This window comes from Streptomyces sp. NPDC005576 (assembly GCF_042871745.1).
Taxonomy (GTDB): domain Bacteria; phylum Actinomycetota; class Actinomycetes; order Streptomycetales; family Streptomycetaceae; genus Streptomyces.
Window position 1 is genome coordinate 34,912 of the sequence record NZ_JBIAJC010000020.1, and the last position, 19,681, is coordinate 54,592.

At 70.7% G+C, this 19,681-nt stretch carries 14 protein-coding genes; 2 read left to right on the forward strand and 12 right to left on the reverse strand.

All coding sequences use genetic code 11. The annotated features are described in order from the left end of the window. Nucleotides 1–73: 73 nt before the first annotated feature. The 4 genes from fxsT to ACFYPN_RS29515 all read right to left on the reverse strand — a co-directional run bounded on the left by fxsT (nucleotide 74) and on the right by ACFYPN_RS29515 (nucleotide 8,152). Nucleotides 74–4,006 (reverse strand): FxSxx-COOH system tetratricopeptide repeat protein, encoded by a 3,933-nt coding sequence (gene fxsT, locus ACFYPN_RS29500; protein ID WP_389302450.1) that lies wholly within the window; start codon nucleotides 4,004–4,006, stop codon nucleotides 74–76. Continuing rightward, nucleotides 4,003–5,310, reverse strand: coding sequence for a TIR-like protein FxsC (locus ACFYPN_RS29505; RefSeq protein WP_389302452.1), 1,308 nt, complete (start codon nucleotides 5,308–5,310; stop codon nucleotides 4,003–4,005). The genes fxsT and ACFYPN_RS29505 overlap by 4 nt, the downstream gene beginning before the upstream one ends. A gap of 152 nt (nucleotides 5,311–5,462) precedes the next feature. After that, complete coding sequence (fxsBH, locus tag ACFYPN_RS29510) at nucleotides 5,463–7,736, reverse strand: radical SAM/SPASM protein FxsBH, inactivated beta-hydroxylase extension form (RefSeq protein WP_389302455.1); 2,274 nt, start codon at nucleotides 7,734–7,736, stop codon at nucleotides 5,463–5,465. A 248-nt stretch (nucleotides 7,737–7,984) separates the two neighbouring features. Next, a complete protein-coding gene (locus ACFYPN_RS29515; RefSeq protein ID WP_358761888.1) occupies nucleotides 7,985–8,152 on the reverse strand; it encodes an FXSXX-COOH protein in 168 nt (55 codons plus the stop codon). Nucleotides 8,153–8,363: 211 nt separating this feature from the next. On the opposite strand from ACFYPN_RS29515, the gene ACFYPN_RS29520 reads away from it, so the two are divergent. After that, nucleotides 8,364–9,293: a DUF4231 domain-containing protein gene (locus tag ACFYPN_RS29520; RefSeq protein ID WP_358761886.1), complete on the forward strand. Its 930-nt coding sequence runs from the start codon at nucleotides 8,364–8,366 to the stop codon at nucleotides 9,291–9,293. 28 nt (nucleotides 9,294–9,321) lie between these two features. On the opposite strand, the gene ACFYPN_RS29525 is transcribed toward ACFYPN_RS29520, so the two are convergent. The 8 genes from ACFYPN_RS29525 to ACFYPN_RS29560 form a co-directional block, all read right to left on the reverse strand. After that, nucleotides 9,322–9,801 carry a hypothetical protein gene (locus tag ACFYPN_RS29525; RefSeq protein ID WP_358761884.1) on the reverse strand — a complete coding sequence of 160 codons (480 nt, stop codon included), beginning with the start codon at nucleotides 9,799–9,801 and terminating at the stop codon, nucleotides 9,322–9,324. Nucleotides 9,802–10,043: 242 nt separating this feature from the next. After that, nucleotides 10,044–10,943, reverse strand: coding sequence for a S1 family peptidase (locus ACFYPN_RS29530; protein WP_358761882.1), 900 nt, complete (start codon nucleotides 10,941–10,943; stop codon nucleotides 10,044–10,046). A gap of 265 nt (nucleotides 10,944–11,208) precedes the next feature. Further along, a complete protein-coding gene (locus ACFYPN_RS29535; RefSeq protein WP_358761880.1) occupies nucleotides 11,209–11,994 on the reverse strand; it encodes a DUF1684 domain-containing protein in 786 nt (261 codons plus the stop codon). 4 nt (nucleotides 11,995–11,998) lie between these two features. Beyond that, complete coding sequence (locus ACFYPN_RS29540) at nucleotides 11,999–13,279, reverse strand: NtaA/DmoA family FMN-dependent monooxygenase (RefSeq protein WP_389302563.1); 1,281 nt, start codon at nucleotides 13,277–13,279, stop codon at nucleotides 11,999–12,001. A 17-nt stretch (nucleotides 13,280–13,296) separates the two neighbouring features. Further along, on the reverse strand, nucleotides 13,297–14,370 hold the full coding sequence (locus ACFYPN_RS29545; protein ID WP_389302459.1) for an LLM class flavin-dependent oxidoreductase: 1,074 nt from the start codon (nucleotides 14,368–14,370) through the stop codon (nucleotides 13,297–13,299). A gap of 86 nt (nucleotides 14,371–14,456) precedes the next feature. Continuing rightward, complete coding sequence (locus tag ACFYPN_RS29550; protein ID WP_358761926.1) at nucleotides 14,457–15,209, reverse strand: amino acid ABC transporter ATP-binding protein; 753 nt, start codon at nucleotides 15,207–15,209, stop codon at nucleotides 14,457–14,459. 126 nt (nucleotides 15,210–15,335) lie between these two features. Continuing rightward, nucleotides 15,336–17,177 carry an FAD/NAD(P)-binding protein gene (locus tag ACFYPN_RS29555; protein WP_389302461.1) on the reverse strand — a complete coding sequence of 614 codons (1,842 nt, stop codon included), beginning with the start codon at nucleotides 17,175–17,177 and terminating at the stop codon, nucleotides 15,336–15,338. Then, nucleotides 17,174–18,118 carry an amino acid ABC transporter permease gene (locus tag ACFYPN_RS29560; RefSeq protein WP_389302464.1) on the reverse strand — a complete coding sequence of 315 codons (945 nt, stop codon included), beginning with the start codon at nucleotides 18,116–18,118 and terminating at the stop codon, nucleotides 17,174–17,176. The genes ACFYPN_RS29555 and ACFYPN_RS29560 overlap by 4 nt, the downstream gene beginning before the upstream one ends. Before the next feature lie 551 nt (nucleotides 18,119–18,669). Between ACFYPN_RS29560 and ACFYPN_RS29565 the strand changes: the two genes are divergently transcribed. Next, a complete protein-coding gene (locus tag ACFYPN_RS29565; protein WP_389302467.1) occupies nucleotides 18,670–19,602 on the forward strand; it encodes an ABC transporter substrate-binding protein in 933 nt (310 codons plus the stop codon). The last annotated feature ends 79 nt before the right edge of the window (nucleotides 19,603–19,681 follow it).

Here is a 19,681-nt window from a genome sequence, read left to right on the forward strand (position 1 = left end):
CTGTCCGGCCGCGACTGTCCTGCCGCACCGGAAGGGTGGCCCACCCGCAGGGCGGCCCACCCTTCCCGCGCGCTCAGACCTGGATCGGCTCCAGCTCCCGCTCGAACCTTCTCCCGTCCCGTGCTATCCGCGTCATCGGGTGATCGTCACCGAGCTGGCGGGCCAGTTCCCCGACGATCCTCGTCCGCACCTTCTGGGCCTCGTCCCCGCGGCCGAGGTCCTCCAGCGTGACCGCCATGTTGCCCACCATGGCCAGCGCCTCCGGATGCTGTGCCCCGAGGGCCTGGGCGAGCTGGCCGGTGAGGAGCTGTTCGGTCTCCAGCACCAGCTCCGCGTCCCCGAGCGCCGCGGTCGCGTTCGCCAGGTTCATCACGCAGAAGAGCGTGTGCGGGTGGTCCCTGCCGAACAGCTCCCGCATCAGGTCGACGACCCGCCGCGACGTCCTGGCCGCCTCCTCCGGCTCCCCCGAGCCGAGCAGGTAGACGGCCAGGTTGTTCTGGGCGGCCAGGGTGTACGGATGCCTCTCTCCCGGCACCAGCAGGTACTGCTCGACCACCTCTCGCGCCGCGTCCCTCGCCTGGCTCGATTCGCCGATCGCGTAGAAGTCGGCCGCCAGGTTCAGGTCGCAGGCCAGCCACTCCGGGTTGGCGGAGGTGTACTTCGCCCGGTACCTGGCGCGGGTGGCCAGGGTCAGCCTGCGGGCGTCCTCCAGCTGGCCCGCCCGGCGCAGCGCCACCGCGAGTGCCTTGGCAGCGGAGAGGGTGCCGGGGAAGGAGGGTCCGAGAGTCCTCTTGTAACTGTCGTACGTGCGGCTGAGGAGTGCCACGGAATCCTCGTACCGGCCGACGTCGCGCAGGTCGCGGGCGAGGCTCACGGCGGAGGAGAGACTGTACGGATGCTCCGCGCCGAGCACCTCGCTGCGCCGGTCGTACACCTCCTGATCGATCTCCCGGGCGCGGGAGTACTGCCCGACCAGGCGCAGGTTGAGCGCCAGGTTGTTCGCCGCCGCGAGTGTCCTCGGGTGGCCCTCGTGGAATATCTGTCCGAAGCCTTCACGGGCCTCGGTGGCCAGCTCGATCGCCCGGGTGTACTCCCCCAGCATGCCGAGGTCGGTCGCCAGGCTGCTCGTGGTCATGTAGGTGTGGGGGTGTTCCGCGCCGAGGATGTCGCGCTGCCGCTGGAGGGTGATCTCGTCGAGCTCCTTCGCCTCCACGTAACGTCCGCGCGAGCGGAAGATGTTGGAGATGTGGAAGCAGAGGTAGAGGTACTGGATGTCTTCCTTGCCCAGCATCTCCGCCCAGGTGGCCCGGAGTTCGGCGCTCAGCGCGGCCGCCGTGCGGACGTCGCCGCGCTTCCAGAGGTAGCGGACACGGTCGATCAGCAGCCTGCGGGTCTCCGGCTCCCCGCAGTGGCGGGCTCCGGACGGCCCCAGGTGGGGCCAGATCGTGGCGAACCGAGGCCAGTTCTCCGGGTTGTCGATCGGCTCGTCGTCGTCCGGGCGGGCGCCCGCCAGGACGCGGTGGACCACGTGCCGGGCCTCCCGCTGCTCCTCCTCGCTGAGTTGCGCCTTGATGACGGCCTGCACCAGCCGGTGGACCTGGATCGAGTTGGAGACCTGGTCGACCTTGGCGAGCGCGAAACGGCCGATCTCCCGGATGACCCTGCCGAGGACGAGCTTCTCCTGGAGGGAGGAGTCGTAGGGTTTGAGCGCCTCGATCATCTCCTTGCTGTACAGGAGGTTCGCGTTGATCGGCTCGGGTGCGAAGAAGGCGCAGAGCTGGAGCAGCCGGACCGCCGCGGGCGACCGTTCCTTGAGCCGCTCGATGGAGACGTTCCAGGTGGCGGCCACGGGTTCCGGGTAGCCGGCGGGCTGGTTGAGCGACAGCACCTGGGCGGCCTGCTCGGCGAGCTGGTCGAGGTAGGTGTCGACGGGGGTCGCCGTCTCCGCGATCCAGGCGGCGGCCTGTTCGACGGCGAGCGGCAGGTCGCCGACGGCCGTGGCGACCCGCGCGGCGTCGTCCTCGCTGAGGCCGGGGGCGCGGCGGCGCAGGTGTTCGACGGACTCCTCGCGCAGGAAGACGTCGACGGGCAGGGCGTCGCCGTGCTGCGACCACGACTGGTTCCGGGACGTCACCAGGATGTGGCCCGAGCCGCCCTGCGGGAAGTAGCGCCTGATCCGTTCGGGGTCGTCCGCGTTGTCGAAGACCAGCAGCCAGCGGTCGGAGGGCACCCCGCGGCGCAGCAGGTCGACCGCTTCCATGGAGGCCGCCGCCATGTCGTCGCCGCCCTGCGCGCCCAGCCGCGAGGCGAGTTCCGCGAGCCCGGCGACCACGTCGTCGGTCTGCTCGGAGGAGATCCACCACACCAGGTCGTAGTCGGCCATGAAGCGGTGCACGTACTCCAGCGCCACCTGCGTCTTGCCGACGCCGCCGAGACCGTACAGGGTCTGCGGCTGGGGCAGCACCACCGCGAGCCCGCCGCCGAGCTGGTCGCGCATGCGTTCCAGCACCAGGGAGCGGCCGGTGAATCCGGCGTTGCGCGGCGGGGCGTTCCAGATCTTCGGGACCGTGCCGGGGAACCTGGGCCCCGGAGCCGACCCGTCGATCAGCTGTGCCGGACGGTCCAGTGCGCGCAGCAGGGCGGCCACCGCGTGGGTCTCGTCGAGCCGGAAGAGGTCCACCGGGTTGCGGTCGATGTAGGAGGAGGTGAGCCGGACGTCTCCGACGCGGAAGAGGATCTGGCGCCGGCCGCCGCCCTGGTCCTCGGCGGCGGCCCGCTGCCACAGCTCGGTGGCACGCTGGGACTTGAGGTAGGCACTGGAGAGCAGCACGACGGTACGGGCGGCGGTGTCCGGCGCGGTGGTGGGCGGCTCCCGGTCCTCCCGCTCGGTGGAGACGTCGCGCGGCACGACGCGGAAGCCGGCCCGGGTCAGGGTGGACTCGATCCAGTCCGCCCACATCCGGTTCTCCGCGACGTAGTTGAGGAAGATGTCGGCGGGGAGGGTGGGCCGGCGCCGGGTGAAGGCGTCGCGGATGCGCAGCCGGACGTCCTCCGCGACCGGTGGCATGGCCGTGACCTCCTGGTCGGTGACGACCGCCACGAGCCGTTCGAAGGCGGAGAGCAGCGAGTTGGAGAGCCCGGCTTCGTCACCGAAGGTCGCGAGAGTCTCCTCGTAGGCGTAGTAGGGGCGGTACGGGATTTCCACCGCGCCCCAGTAGGCGGTGAGTTCGTCGCCGGACAGGTCGCGCGGCAGCCGGTCGAACTTGAATCGGGCGAGGGCCCGTCCGGCGTCGGCCTTCTCCTTCTCGCCCTCGTCGATGCGCATGGGGACGGGGTAGATGGCGATCGGACGCCCGGTGTAGCGCTCGGCCATCTGGCGCGCCACGGAGGCGGCCCCGTCGATCGACTGGTCGCTGAGGGTGAAGCAGTCCACCAGTACGTCGGGGAGGTGGACGGTGCAGATGTCGGCGATGTCGCTGAGACCGGTACGGCTGTCGATGAGGACGTAGTCGTAGTTGGCCTTCATGTCGTCGCGCAGGGCGTCGAAGAAGTTCCCGCCGCCGAGCCGGTCGTAGAAGTTGTCCCAGTCGAAGGTGGAGACGGCCGCGGAGTACTCCCGGTTCTGGCGCCCGGCCGAGACGAAGTCGAGCGTGCCGCCCCTCGGGAACTCCCAGCCGAGCGCCTCCGGTGTCAGGGAGACCGCGTGCTGCTGGATGCGCGCGTAGTCGCGGTGCCAGTCGTCGGGACGCTGCACGGGGCTGGTGGCGGCCCAGGCGTAGTCGGTGATGAGATCGATGACGCCCGTGGTGGCGCCGAGGGTGGAGGGGTCGAGGAAGGGGTGGAAGAACCGGTGCAGGCCCGGCGCCTCCAGGTCCCAGTCGACGGCCAGTACCCGCTTGCCGTTGGCGGCCAGGATCCAGGCGGTGTTGGCCAGGGCCATGGTGCGCCCCGTGCCTCCCTTGTACGAGTAGAAAGTGACGATCCGCCCGTCACGACCGGCTGTCATACGTCCTCCGCTTGCGTCCCAGGGTCGAGCGTGTCGGGTATGAACTGTGTGTTGCCCATGGGGCCCATCAGTCGGGTGCGTTCGCTGTGCCCGCCGCCGCTGCCGGGCGGGTAGGCGGTCGCGTTGCGCAGATACTGCTGCGCGGCGACTTCGACGACCTGCGGCAGGACCTGGCCGAACGCCTCCATGCTGGGCACTCCTTTGGCCGCGACGCGGCAGAAGGCGCGTCCCTGGCTCATCTTGACGGGCAGGGTCCGTTCGAGGATCGCCGTGAGTTCCGCCTCCGCGGCCGTGCTCTGCGGGTCGTCCCGGTTCCACGGCACCACCAGGGTCACCCAGGGTCGGTTCTCGGCGTCGAAAGCGGCGAGCCTGCGGCGGCGGTCCTCGTCCTGGAGGGCCCATCGGTCGAGGAGGAGGATTTCCGGTGTGGCGGGCGCCCGCTTGTCCTCGGACTGCCCGGGGTCCTCGTCGAACGAGCCGATCACGGCTTGGTAGTTGAGTGAGCGGACGAGCTCTTCGGTGACGTACGCCAGCGGGCGGGCGGCGGCCGGATGGTAGGGGTTCCAGTCCTGCGGGTTGTCGCCGTAGTAGGCCGTGTCCCGCCCGGGCGGGACGTCGTGGCGGGTGGGGGCGGCGATGGTGATGCGCATCGGCTTCGGTGCCCCCGCTCCACTGCTGCGGGACCCGAAGGCGCTGGGGGCGAGGCGGTAGTCGACGGGTCTGCCGGTGTCGATCCGTACGGTGTCGGCGACGGTGACGATGCGCTTGGCCAGCTCGTAGACGGCTCGCTCGTACTCCTGGGCGAAGAGCCGGAGCTTGATCAGCCCGTAGAGCCCGTCGCTGACGTAGCGTTCCCCGAAATCCCGGTGGTTGAACTGGATCCGTTCGGCGGAGCCCGGTAACTGGCTGGGCGGCACCGGGACCCAGAGCGCCGGGACGATGGCCTCGGCCGGCTGGTTGGAGCGGGCGCGATGGTGGATCGCCCGCTGTTCGAAGGCGTACCACTCCTTGCCGCACATCTCACTGGCGAAATAGCGCGGCGAGAAGAGCGGAACGAAGACCCGGCAGGTGGCGAGCACCGAGCCGAGCCGTTCCGACCAGCCCTCGCCGGAGCGTATTTCCCGGTCCATGAACCCCGCGGGCGTACCCGCGGGAAGATCGGTCATGGCCATCACATGGCCGCAGAGATCTTGGAAAAGGCGTTCGACCCACATATCGGGGTCCGTTCCACCTCCGTACCCCGGTGTGTGCGCGTAACTGAGAAAGAAGTACGGCCGATGGTCCGCCGCTCGCTGTTGCATCATGCGTGCACACGACCCCCGTCCTGTGTGAGCACCCACATCCGATGCTACGGAGTGAATGCGAGCGAATTCATCATTCCGGAGCGGACCGCCCTTCACCCCTTCGATCTTCGGTCATTCATCGCCCCTTTTGAGTCATTTCCCAGCAGGATCGATCACTTACCTTCTTGATCGAAGATTGTCCTGAGGCAGTTGTTCCTGCTTGCCCCCTGTGCACCGCTGAGCTCCTTTCGGAGCACGTCCAGCAGACGTTTTCCGTGGACGGTCGACTCGGGGGCGCCTTCCAGCAGGTCGAGCGCCTCCTGTACGCCCGCCGGGAATTCCGGATCGAACAACCCGACGCCCACCCGCTCGTGGGTCTCGGCCAGCAGACGCGAGAACGGAACGGCCCTCCCGTCCCAGGGCGACAGATACTCCCAGTCCCCGTCCGCCGCGTACAGGTCCGTGACGTCGCACAGGGCTCGCAGCTCACTTCTGCGGTGGGCACGCACCAGGTCGGCCGCCTGTTCGTCGCCCTCGGCGTCCACCCGGACCCCGAGCGCTCCGAGGCCACGGGGCCTCTCCGCCCTGCTGCCGCCGGTCAGCGGGGTCAGGGTGGTCACGGTGGCCGCCATGGCCTCGGCCACCGCCGGTGCCACCGCCTCGATCCTGGCCCAGGCGCGGGCGACCGCCTCGCCGAAGGCGTGGAAGGCATCCCGGTCCAGACGGGCCGCCGCCGGGGCCGCGTGGCAGTCCCGGTACAGGTCGAGATCGTCGACCGCCCAGCCGGGCGGCCCGGCCACCGCGAGCCGGCGGACCGGGCGCCAGGGACCGCCGTCCGGCTCGGCGGGATCGACACGCAGTTCCTCACCGCTCCCGCGTTCCACCACGAAGCCGTCCCCCTCGCCCCGGACGAGGACGGTTCCGTGGTCGCCCCTACCGCCGAGCGTCAGTTCGCCGAGCGTGGGGAGGTAGAGCCTGCCTCCGCGGTAGCTCACCGGCACCGGGTCCGTCAGGCCGGCCAGCAGTGTCGCCGCGGCCACGTACGAGGTGAGGACCGACGCCTCCGCGACGGCCCTTTCCTCGTCGGCGTGGAGGCCCTCCACGGTCTCCTGGAGCCAGGACCGCGCGTACGGGTGCGCGAGTACGTGGTCGAGACCGGCGGCCCCCGCGTCCGATGCCTCCAGGGCATTCGCCGCCTCCCACGCCCGCAGCCAGGGTCCGCCCGCGCGTCCGCCGAGCAGCGCGTGGAGACCGGCCAGCAGCGTGCGCGTCAGTTCGTGCTGCTCGGCGGCGGCTCCGGCCGGGCCGGCCAGCGCGGGAGAGACGAGGGCCGACGCCGTGCGCTCCTCGATCCCGCGTACCAGCGCTTCGAGATCGGCGCAGTACACGGACGGATTGTCGAATCCGTTGGAGGAGCGGTAGCGGTGGGTGTAGAGCCCACCGCCGCACGAACGTACGACAGGGCAGCTGCGGCAGTCCTGGTTGACGCCCGACAGGCCCAGCTGGCGGGCCCGTACTCCCGGGTGGGCCGCCACTTGGTCGAAGGAGTGGGTGAAGACGTCGAAGCCGGTGGCGGCAGCGCCCTCGTAAGCGCTTTTGAGCGAATCCACCTGCTCCAACTGCCCGTCCGTCTCCACGACGACGAGATCGGTGGGGGCCAGGCCGAGCGATTCGGTGAGACTCGGTCCGCCACCCAGGGTGGAGAGCACGGAGGAGAAGAGACGGACCGGCACCGGGCGCCCCTGCTCCTGCCAGCGATCGAAGATCGCGAGGAGCCAGTCGGCATAGGCGGTCGGTGATCCGTCGGGGCGCGGCGGCGGGTCGTCCCAGGTGGCGTGGGGAAGGAGGAAATCGATGAGCGGCGGTTCGAGTCCGGTCAGGGCGTCGAGCACGGCACGCGGGTCGTTGGCGATGTCGATCGTGCAGAGGAGACCCAGGTTCAGGTGGCGATAGGCGTCCTGCCCGAGGAGTTCCACGGCCTTGAGTACGAGGGGGTGGCTGCTGCGGCCGTCCGCGAAACGCCGGTGCCGGTCGTTGGCGGCCCGGTCGCCGTCGAGGGAGATCCCCACCTTGACGTCGAACTCGTCGAAGAGATCCAGATACCGCGGGCTGAGTTGGAGGCCATTGGTATGGATACGGAGATCCAGTTCGGCGACGCCCGAGAGCGCGGAGCCGAACTCCTCGCAGACGCGGCGCAAGCGCGCGGGGCCTGCGAGCAGCGGCTCCCCTCCGTGCAGGATCACTGACACGGAGGGCAGCGCATGTGTCCCGGCGTGCTCAGCCAACCGCTGGGCCGTCCGCTGAATCACCTGGTCAGAGATTGTCTTCGGGCGGGTTCGCCAACTCTGGTCAGCATGTTCATAGACGTAGCAATGATCACAGGCAAGATCGCACCTGCTGTGAACCTTCAGAACGATTTCACGGAATGGGACCGGGGGTCCTGTCATTCCGTCATTCTAAGGGCTGTCCCGTAATTCGTGGGGGATCAGTGCGCGGCGTCGGATGCAGTGCATCGCAAGGCGGAGGGGCGTCCGCATACTGGATGCATGGGGACGTTCCGACGACGCGGCGAGGTGCCGTAGCCGACTCGTGCACCCGCCAGGAATTGCGGGACGGCCCTTGGCCATCGGCACCAGGTGCGTCGGCCGTCCGCGGGTGACGCATTGTCACCGCACGTCCCCGGGTGATCTCCGGATCAGAGCGCGGAGTTGAACGTCGATGTCTTGTTCGGGCGACCGCCGGGAACCGTGATGACCCGTCCGAGCTTTTCGGCGGCGTCGCCCCCGGCTGCCTCGATCTTGGAGAGCGGCACACGGCTGATCTTCGCAGTGGCGAAGGGGGAGGGGAATGCGTAGGTCTTCACGGCCGTCCTTGAGTGGCTTGTTCCGGACATGGAAACAGCACCGGCCAGCTGCACCATTGCAGTGTCCGGCGTCACGACTTTACTCTCAGATTCTCGGCGAGCACATCTTCGCAGACATGTGTACCCCCGTAAGGGTAAGGAAGTTCCGCCAATAGGCGGAACAGGCCATTCCACCGGCAAGGGCTCCCCCTGTGCTGATCAAGGAGCGGACATGACAGCGATTCCTGAACCCCTGCGGAGCATGGTCTTCAGGAATGCCGACCTGCCGGAACTCTTCCACCGCGCCGACGCCGTCGCGGTCGCCCGGCAGCGGGAGGCCACCAACACGACCCGCGCCCAGCTCGCCCTCCTCGTCCTCGGGACGGTACCGGCCGCCCTGCCGTGGAGCGCGGAGGTGGGAGACTCGCTCCAACTCCTCGATTTAATGGGGGCGCTGGCCTACGCCGGTGTTCTGGTCATCACCTTCCTCGCTTCGCACCGCAAGGCAAAGTCGCATTGGCAACTCAACCGCTCCGCAGCGGAGTTCATCAAGTCGAACTGCTGGCGCTACGCCGTGCACGGCTCACCGTTCGACACCACCACGCAGCACCCCGAGGCGGTCTTCGCCAGCAGGCTCGAAGAGGGGCTCCAGGAGCTGCGGAAGGCCGGCTGGGACGATCCCCGCGACGGCCTCGACGGACCGGACGGGGGCCTCATCACCGACTCCATGCGGGAGTTGAGGGACAAGGCCTACACGGTGCGCAAGGAGACGTACGTCCGGGACCGGCTCATCGAGCAGCGCCGCTGGTACCGGAGACGGCAGCTGGTCTCCCGGCGGGGGGCGCTGGTCTGGTCGAGCACGGTGGCCGCGCTGACGGTCCCGGCACTCGCCCTCTGCCTGCTGCAGACCTTCGGCACGGGCCGGTCCTTCGGACTCACCGGGGTGCTCTCCGCCGCCGCGGCGGCGTGCCTGGCCTGGAACGAGACGCGGCGCCACCATCCGTTGATCTCGGCGCACTCCGTGGTCGAGAAGGATCTGGAGTCGATGCAGGTGGCGATGGAGACTTCACTGACCGAACGGCAGTGGCCGGTGGCGGTCTTCGAGACCGAGCGCATCGTCTCCCCCGAGCACACGGACTGGCTGGCCCGGCACCAGATGTGACGTGCCGCCACACAGCGAGCGCACGCGTTCAGTCGCGGCGCACACCTTCGCGCCAGATGACCGTGACCGGGCGGCCCAGGGTGCGTGCGTAGGCGACGATGTCGCCGGTACCGCCGAGGCCCCGGGCCGAGAGGCCGTCCCAGACCGCCACGAGCAGATCGCAGTGGTCGGCGATCCACGTGCCCGCCGCGTAGTACGCCTCGTCCGTGGAGTGCGGGAAGTCGAGCCGGACCTCCCGGCCGGCGAGGGACTTGAGCATGCGGTAGCGCGTGAGGTCGGCCTCCTGCTCGAAGCACTTCTCGTAGTCGTCGCTGGGAATCACCGCCGTCAGCCGCGCGCCGCGCGCGAGTGCCAGTCCGGCGAAGATCTGGTCGGCCCCCACGGCGAGACTGGAGAGCGCCTCCAGCGGCTCCCCGGCCCCGCGCAGCGCCTCGCGCAGACCCTCGTACACATGGGCGTGGGCCGCCGGGGGAATGGAACGGTGTCCGGTCACTCCGATGCGATGCACGGGCCTGGAACCCCCTGGGTGTCTGCGGGGGCCGGAGGGCATCCCTCCATACGGATTTGGCGTCCGCCCCCGTCGCTCCTCTGCGTCCGACCGTGCGGCCATCATCCCGCAGGACAGGGGGCGCGCGGGAGCCCCCGTCCGAAGCGAACGGGGGCTCGACGGGACCTGCGCAGTCGCACGACGCGCCACGGGCCGGGTCCGGGAGTCCACCGGGACCCGTGGGCACCGGTGGACCCGAGGGATCAGAAGACGCTGACTCCGTACGCGCTCAGTGCTTCGGTGACGGGCTGGAAGAAGGTCGTGCCGCCCGAGGTGCAGTCGCCGCTGCCGCCCGAGGTGAGGCCGATCGCCAGGGTGCCCGAGTAGAGCGGGCCGCCGGAGTCGCCGGGCTCGGCACAGACGTTGGTGCGGATCAGGCCGGAGACGACGTCTCCACCGCCGTAGTTGACGGTGGCGTTGAGGGCGGTGACCGTACCGCTGTGGATGCCGGTGGTGGAGCCGCGGCGGGTCACGGACTGGCCGACGGTGGCGTTGGCCGCGCCGGTGATGTCCACACTGCCCACGGTGCCACTCTTGGTGACACTGCTGTTGGTGTAGGTCACCAGGCCGTAGTCGTTGCCCGGGAAGCTGGAGCCCGAGGTGGTGCCGAGGACGGTGGTGTGGGCCGAGTTGGACCACCAGGTGCCCGCACCGTCGGTGCAGTGGCCGGCCGTCAGGAAGTAGTAGGTGCTGCCGCTGCGGACGTTGAAGCCGAGCGAGCAGCGCCAGCTGCTCGCGTAGATCGCGTCGCCGCCCGAGATCAGCTTGCTGAAGGTGCCTGCCGTGCGCTCGATGCGCAGGGCGCCCGCCTTGTCACCCGCGGTCGCCTTGATCTTCGCGATCTCGGCCTGGGTGACCGTGCTGTCCACGGTGACGACGAGGCGCTTGGAGGCCGGGTCGACGCTCCAGGCGGTGCCCGCCACGTCGGCGGTGCGCACGGCGTCACTCGCGGCGGTGAGCTGGGTGGTGCTGTACGTACCGGCCGAGTCGGCGTTGGCCGCGGGGACGGCGAGCGCCGCTACGGCGACCAGTCCCGCCGCGACGGCGACGGCCCTGGCACGTCTGGCGGTGGTGCTGCGGGGGGTGGTGCGCTTGTTCCTCACTTCGCGTTCCTCCAAGGGGGAATCGGGGGGCCGTCCGTGGGGTGGCGGACCCGTGAGGCGCAGTCAGGCGTCGGGCGACCGAGAGGTGTTCGCAATGCGGATGCCGTGTTCCTGACAAGCGCTGATCCGGAGTATTTGGGACCGGCCGCGCGCGGCGCAAGGGCGCCTTTCGGCCGCCACGGGCCGTACGGAACGGAGAAACGCCCCCGCCCCGGCAGCATGCGGGCCGCCGGGGCCGGGGCGAAGGAGGGGAAGGGCGCGGGATTCAGCCGTCCAGCCGCTTCCGCTCCCCCGCCGTCACGGCGATCGGGAGGGTGTTGCCCGGGGGCGGGAAGGGGCAGATGAAGTGATCGGCGAAAGCGCACGGCGGCAGCAGGGCGCGGTTGAAGTCGACCGTCACCGAGCCGTCCGCCGCGGGGGCGGCGGGCCGCAGGAATCGGAACCGGAAGCTGCCGTCACCGCTGGTCGCGTCGGCGAAGACGATCCACAGCGAGCCACCCGGCTCGACCGCGGCCTGCAGCGTGTACGCGCTCCCGTCCACCACGAACGCCACTTCGCCCGCGAGTTGGAGACCTCGCTCGACGCCGTCCGCGTTCTCCACCCGCACGGTGCGGTCCGCGTACCCGCGGAAGGTGCCGGGCAGGGTCCAGCGTTCGTCGTACTCGGCCGCCTCGATGGACCTGAACGCGTGCCGGGCGGGGGTCGCCGGATCGAAGTCCCGCACGGCCCAGAGACCCTCGCGGCGGAGCACGACGAAGCGCCGCTCGCCACGTGCCACCCGGGCGTCGTCGACCGGGCCGAGGTCCGGGCCGAGACGGACGTCGCCGGTGAGCGGCTTGCCGTCGACCGTCAGACCGTCCTCGGGTCCGGCGGTGAGGACGAGATCGTCACCCTCCGCGCGCCACTCTCCCGGGACGGCCGGAATTCGCCCTTCCGGGTAGTCGGCGAGCCAGTGGGTACCGGCCAGCGAGAGGGGCCCGTAGGGCGCCGCCGTCGCGGCGATGCGCCCCTCGTGCCAGCTCCGCCATTCCTGCTGTGCGTTCGTGCTCATGCGATCAACCTTTCCATACGGGTTCGGCCAGCCCGAGGTGTGCCCGCAGGGTGGAACCGGTGTACTCGGAACGGAACGCTCCGCGTTCCTGGAGGAGGGGGACGACCCGGTCGACGAAGTCGTCCAGGCCGCCGGGGGTGAGGTGCGGGACCAGGATGAAGCCGTCCGCCGCCTCCTGGTCGACGAAGGCGGTCAGTCCGGCGGCGACGGTCTCCGGGCTGCCGACGAAGGACTGCCGGGTGGTGCTCTCGATCACGGTCTCCCGGATCGAGAGCCCCTTCTCCTCCGACAGCGCCCGCCACTTCGCGGCCACGGCGAACGGGTCGGCGACCCGGACCCGGCCCTGAACGAACCCGGAGTCCGGCTCCGGGTCGGTCGGAGGGAACGGCCCGTCGGGATCGTAGGAGGACAGGTCGCGGCCCCAGACCTGTTCGAGGGTGAGGATCGCGTTCTGCGGGGAGACCTGGAGACGGCGGATCTCGGCGGCGTGCTCCTGGGCCTCCGCGTCGGTGTCGGCGACCACGACCGTGACGCCGGGCATGATCTTCAGGTCGTCGGAGCCCCGGCCGTACTTCGCCAGCCGCCCCTTGACGTCGGCCCAGAAGGCTCGGCCGGCCTCCAGGGTGCCGTGCCGGGTGAAGATGACGTCGGCGGCCGAGGCCGCGAACTCCCGTCCCTCGTCCGAGTCCCCGGCCTGGATAACGACCGGATGCCCCTGCGGGGAGCGCGGGACGGTGAACTCGCCGGCGATGTCGAAGTGCCGGCCGCGGTGCGCGAACGGACGGGACGCCCCGTCCGGAGTCCAGGAGTCCCACAACTCCCGTGCCGTGGAGACGAATTCCGCGGCCCGGGTATAGCGGTCGGCGCGGTCGAGGAACCCACCTCGCCGGAAGTTCTCGCCGGTGAAGGCGTCCGAGGAGGTGACCACGTTCCACGCCGCGCGACCACCGCTGAGGTGGTCGAGGGTGGCAAACCGGCGGGCCAGTTCGTAGGGCTCGTTGAAGGTCGCGTTGACCGTCGCGGCGAGTCCGAGCCGGTCGGTGACGGCGGCGAGCGCGCCCAGCACGGTGAGGGACTCCGGCCGGCCGACGACGTCGAGGTCGTGGACGCGCCCGTCGTACTCGCGCAGCCGGAGCCCTTCCGCGAGGAAGAAGAAGTCGAACTTGCCGCGCTCGGCGGTCCTCGCCAGGTGCTCGAAGGAGGCGAAGTCGATCTGGCTGCCGGAGCGGGGGTCCGACCAGACCGTGGTGCTGTTGACGCCCGGGAAGTGGGCGGCCAGATGCATCTGCCGGTGCTCGGTCATCACCGCTCCCCCGCCGTCCGGGCGAGCGCGTAACGGCTGGCGGGACGGGCGAGCCCGAGGTGCTCGCGGAGGGTGTGGCCGGGGTGGAAGGTACGGAAGAGACTGCGGTGCTGGAGGAGGGCCACGGTGCCGTTGACGATCCTTTCGAGGTCGCGGGCCGGAGTGATGGGAGTGAGGTGGAACCCGTCCGCCGCGCCCGCCCGGTACCACTGGGAGATGAGTTCGGCGAGGTCCACCGGCCCGCCCCGGAAGTAGGTGCCGTGGCCGGCCAGCGGCGGACCGCTCGCCAGGCCGGGTTCGGGTGCGGTCTCCGCGTCGCCGAGGTCGACCGCGAGCGCGACCAGCACCCTGAGCTCCCGCGCGGAGCGGCCGTGTGCGGCGGCCAGCCGGTGGACGTCCGCCCGGGCGGCGGCGGCCTGTTCGGGCGAGGTGGCCCGGATGTGCACGACATCCGCGTGCCGGGCCGCGACCGCCCGGGCGGGGGCGGTGGTGCCGTCGATCACGGTGACGGGCCGCCCCTGCGGGGGCCTCGGCACGATGGCGGGGCCCCGTACGGAGAAGGCCTCACCCTCGAAGTCGATGTGGTGCACCTTCTCCCGGTCGATGAACCGCCCGGTGGCGGTGTCCCTGATCTCAGCGTCGTCCTCCCAGCTGTCCCAGAGCCGGGCGCCCGCGTCGGCCGCCTCCCCCGCCTCGCGCCACAGGGCGTCGGCGGGCGCGGCGGTTCGCCGGCCGAACAACCGGGCCACGGCCTCGGTGGTCGAGACGTCGGCGGTCCAGCCGGCCCGGCCCCGGCTCACCCAGTCCAGGGTGGCGACCGCGGACGAGACGTGGAAGGGCTCGGTGTGCGTGGTGTCGACGGTCGGGACGAGCCCGATCCGGTCGGTGGCGGGTGCGATCCGGGCGAGCACGGAGAGCGCGTCGGGTCCGGGCCGGGCGAAGGAGTCGCCCAGGGTCACGTAGTCGAGGGCGCCGCCCTCGGCGAGCCGCGCCAGACCGAGGTAGTGCTCCGGTTCGTACCGGGGCGGGCCACCGATCTCGGCGGCCAGATGAAGGGGTCTGCCGGGTGTCATGCGGGCCTTCCGGGATCTGGTCAATGGGGGGGACGGGCGGTTCGGGGGCGGCAGGGCGGGGAGAGCGCCCACGGGCGGGAGCGCCCTCAGAGGACCTTGGAGAGGAAGGCGCGGGTGCGTTCGTGGACGGGGCGGTCGAGCACCTCGGCGGGCGGCCCCTGCTCGACGACCCGCCCCTCGTCCATGAAGACGACGGTGTCGGCCACCTCGCGGGCGAAGCCGATCTCGTGGGTCACCACGATCATGGTGGTGCCCTGTTCCGCCAAGTCCTTGATCACGTCGAGGACCTCGCCGACGAGTTCGGGGTCGAGCGCCGAGGTCGGCTCGTCGAAGAGGAGCAGTTTCGGCTCCAGCGCGAGGGCGCGCGCGATGGCGACCCGCTGCTGCTGCCCCCCGGAGAGTTGCCGGGGATACGCGTCCGCCTTGTCCGCGAGGCCCACCCTCGCCAGCAGCCGCTCGGCGGTGGCGATCGCCTCGTCCCGGGGACGGCGCAGCGCGGAGATGGGTGCCTCGATGATGTTCTCCACCACCGTGAGGTGGGGGAAGAGGTGGAAGCTCTGGAAGACGAAGCCGATCCGGGTCCGCCGGCGCAGCACCTCGCGCTCGCGCAGTTCGTACAGCTTGTCGCCGTCCCTGCGGTAGCCGATGAGGTCGCCGTCCACGGTGATCCAGCCGCGGTCGGCCTTCTCCAGGTGGTTGATGGTGCGCAGCAGAGTCGATTTGCCGGAACCGGAGGGGCCGAGGACGACGGTCACCTCGCCGGGCCGGACGGTGAGGTCGATGCCGCGCAGTACCTCGGTCGGGCCGAAGCTCTTGTGCAGGGCGCGGATCTCGACCATGGGCGGCGTTTCGGTGGTGGTGAGCGACATGGCATTTCCTTGGACGCGGTACGGGCGGCGGACGCGGTACGGGGTGGGCGGGGCCCTGCGGGAGGGTGCGGGGTGCGGCCGCGGGCTCGGGCGGGGTCAGTTCGCGAGTACGGGGCGGTCGGAGAGAGCGCGCAGGAAGGCGAGTGCGGTGCGGGCGGTGGCGTCGTTCTGACCGAACGCGGGGCCACCGGTGCGCGGCCGGGTGAACGCGCCCGACGCGCGTGCCGTGGTGAAGGGGCCCAGGGCGAAGCGGCGGGGGTGGGTGGACCCGTCGCGGTCCTGTATCCGGCCGTCCTGCGGGGAGACCTGGAGGAGGCCGTTGCCGGTGACCGCGGCCCCGTCCTCGTACAGTCCGCGCAGGAGCGGGCTGCTGGTGTGCCGGAGGGAGGGGGAGGGCAGGCGTGCCTCGACGAGTGCACGGGCCTCGGTGCGGGCGCCGGGGACGGTGGGGCTGGCGGCCCGGAAGACGCCCTGTTCCTCGTCGTTCTCCACGGTCATGTCGGCGCCGAGGAAGCGCACGACCCCGGCGCGGGAGAGCGCGAGCAGCTGTTCCAGCCGTGGGCCGGGCGGGCCGGAGGCGAGATAGCTGAAGAACCCGTGCCAGCTGTCCCCGGTGTCACCGAGGGCGACCAACTGCACGTAGGCGGAGAGGAGTCCGAAGAAGACGGCCAGGTCCGGGGAGTACGCCGGGTCGTGACGGCGTGTCAGGTCCGCCGTGATGTAGTCGCGCAGGGTCTCCTGGAGGGCTTCTTCGTCGGGGAGCGCGACACCTTCGAGGGGCCGGTCGAGCACGTCGAGGTCGAGGCGGTCCGCCGGATCGGGCACGGACCGGGCGACGAGTTCGGCGAGTTCGCGGCTGTCCGGCTCGGCGGCCTCGTACTCCCGTTGGAAGTCCTCCCAGGCGGTGGTGGTGCGCTCGGGGTGCGCGGTGAAGAGCCGGTGGTAGTGGGCGTGGGCGAGTTCGCGTGCGATGAGCGGCCAGATGTCGCGCCGGAAGTCCAGCGGACCCGGTGCGGCGAGGATTTCCTTGATGCGCTCGGGGCCGAGATGGTGCGGAAGCGGCGGGCGCTCACCCTCCCAGCCGTAGCCGATCTTCGAGTGGTACGGGACTCCGCGCCGGGACCCGACGTACAGGACGGGTTCCCGTCCGGACGGGTGGTAGACGCCGTTCTCGTACCGGCCGCCCCGGCCCTCGGTGAGGAGCGCCATGAGGTCCACGAAGGCCAGTCCGAAGCCGCGGACGATGACGGGCTCGCCCGGGCGGAGCGCGCCGAGATCGGTGTCGGCGGTGAAGTCGGGCGGCAGGTGCACCAATCCGTGGCGGAGCGCGAAGGCGGACAACTCCGACTGTTCATCGTCCAGTTCGGCGTCGAGGTGGCCGACCGTGAGGACGACGAGGTCGGCCACGAGAGGTTCGGTGCGCCCTTCCAGCCAGACCCGCTGGCGCCCGTCGCGCGGACCGGTGACGCGCAGGGCGCGGGTGGGGTGCTCGTGCACGGTGATCCCGGCGGGCAGGGCGGCGGCGGACTCCTCGTAGAACCAGCGGAGGTAGGTGCTCTGGAGCCGGCGGGTGGGGAAGTCCTGGCCGGAGAGGGCGTGGATCTCCGCGAGGACGGCAGGTTCGGCGTCGATGGTGATGCGGCCCGCTCTGACCTCACGGGCCCAGGCGTCCAGGGCGGGCCCCGGGCGGACCGGGCCCTCCTGGCGCACCGTCTCGTCGGTGAAGACGGTGACGTCCTCGGCCATGGAGTTCATCCAGAGCAGCGGGGACTGGTCGTGGCGCCAGATGCGGCCACCGCCGGCCGGGTGGGGGTCCACGAGGTGGATGTCCAGCGGCTCGCCGGCGTACAGCTCGGTGGCGTTGGCGGCGATGCGCTCGATCAGCCCGGTGCCGCGGGGTCCGGCGCCGATGACGACGAGGCTGGGTGCGGGGCTCATCGGGCGTCCGCCGTTCCGCGTGCGTAGTAGCGCTCGACGTAGTGCTGGCCGACGCTGAGGAGTGAGGTGATGACGGCGTACCAGATGGTGGCGACCAGCAGCAGCGGGATGATCTGGTAAGTGCGGTGGTACACGAGCTGCACGGAGTAGAGCAGGTCCTGCACGGCGATGATGCTGACGATCGAGGTGCCCTTGAGGGCGCCGATCAGCATGTTCCCGGCGGGCGGCACGATGGAGCGCATCGCCTGGGGCAGCACGATCCGGCGGAACCGGCGCCAGGGGCCGAGCCCCAGGGACTGCGCGGCCTCCAACTGCCCGCGTTCCACGGAGAGGATGCCGCCGCGGACGACTTCGGCGGCGTACGCGGCCTCGTGCAGGGTGAGTCCGACGACGGCGACGGTGACGGGGCCCAGGAGGTTCACGGTGTTGACCCCGAGGATCTCGGGGTAGAGCGCGCCGATGTTGAACCAGAACAGCAGCTGGACCAGGATCGGGGTGGACCTGAACAGCCAGATGTAACCCCAACTGGTCGCTTGCAGAACGCGGTTGCCGGAGAGTCGCATCACCGCGAGCAGGGCTCCCAGGGCGAAGCCGAGCACCATGACGACGGCTGTCAGCCAGAGGGTCAGGCCGAGGCCGCGGAGCACCGAGTCGGTGGTGAAGTACTGCCCGACGACGTCCCATTGGAAGGCGTCGTTGCGGACCACCGAGACGAGGACGAGGCCGAGGAGGGCGAGGACGATCGCGGCGGCGACCCACTGGCCCGTGCGGCGGACCGGAACGATGCGGGGCACGGCCTCCGCGCCGGCGTCCTCCGTGCCACTGTCTCCGGGGACGGGCGGGCCCACCACGGACGTCGGGTCGGGGGGAGCCGGCGATGCGGAGGAGAGCGTCGGGGAGGAGGCGGATACGGGCGTGAGGGATTCTGTCTGCGCGGACATGCTGGGGCTCCGTGGATGCGGGATCGAACACGGGGCGCGGCTTCACGGCGAGCACGAGGCGGATCAGGCCCCTCAGCACTGGTCCGCCTATGAGATAAGCGGCGCACGCGCTCCGCTGTCAAGCCTGTCCACACTGTGGGCCTCGCCCGGGCGGCAGTTGACGCGCCACCGAATGCCTGTTCCACTGGGCGCATGTATTCGCAGCAGTGGCTGGTCACCCGCTCCCACATCGACTTCGGTCGCGTGTGGTCCTCTTCCTGTTGAGCTGACCCCCTGCTCCTCTCCGCACGCTCGCGCCCTCGCGCGTCTTCGAGCGTTTCTCCACGCGTGACTTCACCCGCACGAGAGCACCCTCCCCTCCCCTCGCACCACTGACGGCCTTCCGCTCCGCCCGCGCCGCCCCAGGGCCGTGTCCGGCGGGGCCGGTCGGCATACCCCCGTACATCCCGTCCCCCACAACCGGTACACCGGCGACGTCCGGCACGTCCGGCGCGCCTCGGCGCGTCCGGCAACGTCCCGGCACGCCTCGACGAATCTGGAGCAGCCGCACCATGCCTCGCACCCGGCACAGCGTCACCTTCGCCCTGATCACCGCCGCCACCCTCGCGCTCGCCGGATGCGGGACGGGTGACTCCACCACGGCACAGGCGGCCGGCACCGCCGCCGCGGACACCCCGAAGAACGACGTGGTGTCCGCAGTACGGAAGGACGACGCGGCGGCGGCCCTGCTGCCCGCGGACGTCCGCTCGGCGGGAACTCTGAGAATCGCCAGTGCGGCCGGCTCACCACCGTCGGCGTTCTACGAGGCGGACGGCAAGACCCTGTCCGGAGCGGACGTCGACTTCGCCGACGCGGTGGCCCGCAAGCTCGGTCTGAAGCTCCACCGGGAGGTGGCCTCCTTCGAGGCGATCCTGCCCGCGCTCGGCAGCGGCAAGTACGACGTGGGCACCGGCAACTTCGGCGTCACCGACGAACGGCGCGCGACGATCGACTTCGTCACGTACATCAACGACGGCCAGGGCTTCGCCGTGCGGGAGGACAGCAAACTGAAGGAGGTCACCGACCTCACCCAGCTCTGCGGACTGGACGTCGCCACGGGGGCGGGAACGACCTTCGAGGTGACGCTGGAGAAGAACAAGGGCCTGTGCTCCGCGGTGGGCAAGAAGCCCTACACCGTGCAGACCTTCGCCGATCCGACGTCCATCTGGATCGGGCTCCAGCAGGGGCGGATCGACGTGGTGATGTCGACCATCAACGGGCTGCGCTACGCGGTGACCCAGCAGAAGGACATCCGCTTCCTCAACGAGTTCAAGCGGCTCGACGTCGGCTTCGCCTTCAAGAAGGGCACCCCGCTGGCCCCCGCCTTCGAAGCCGCGGTGAACAGCCTCAAGGCGGACGGCACCTACGACCGCATCCTCAAGAAGTGGGGCACCACCGACTCCGCGATCGAGACCTCGCAGATCTCGCCGCCCGAGATCAAGTGAGTAGGTTGACATGGCGTGACCGCGGGTGACATCGGGTGAGGGCGCGGCGGCACGGCTGACGTCACGTCGGCGCGGTCGT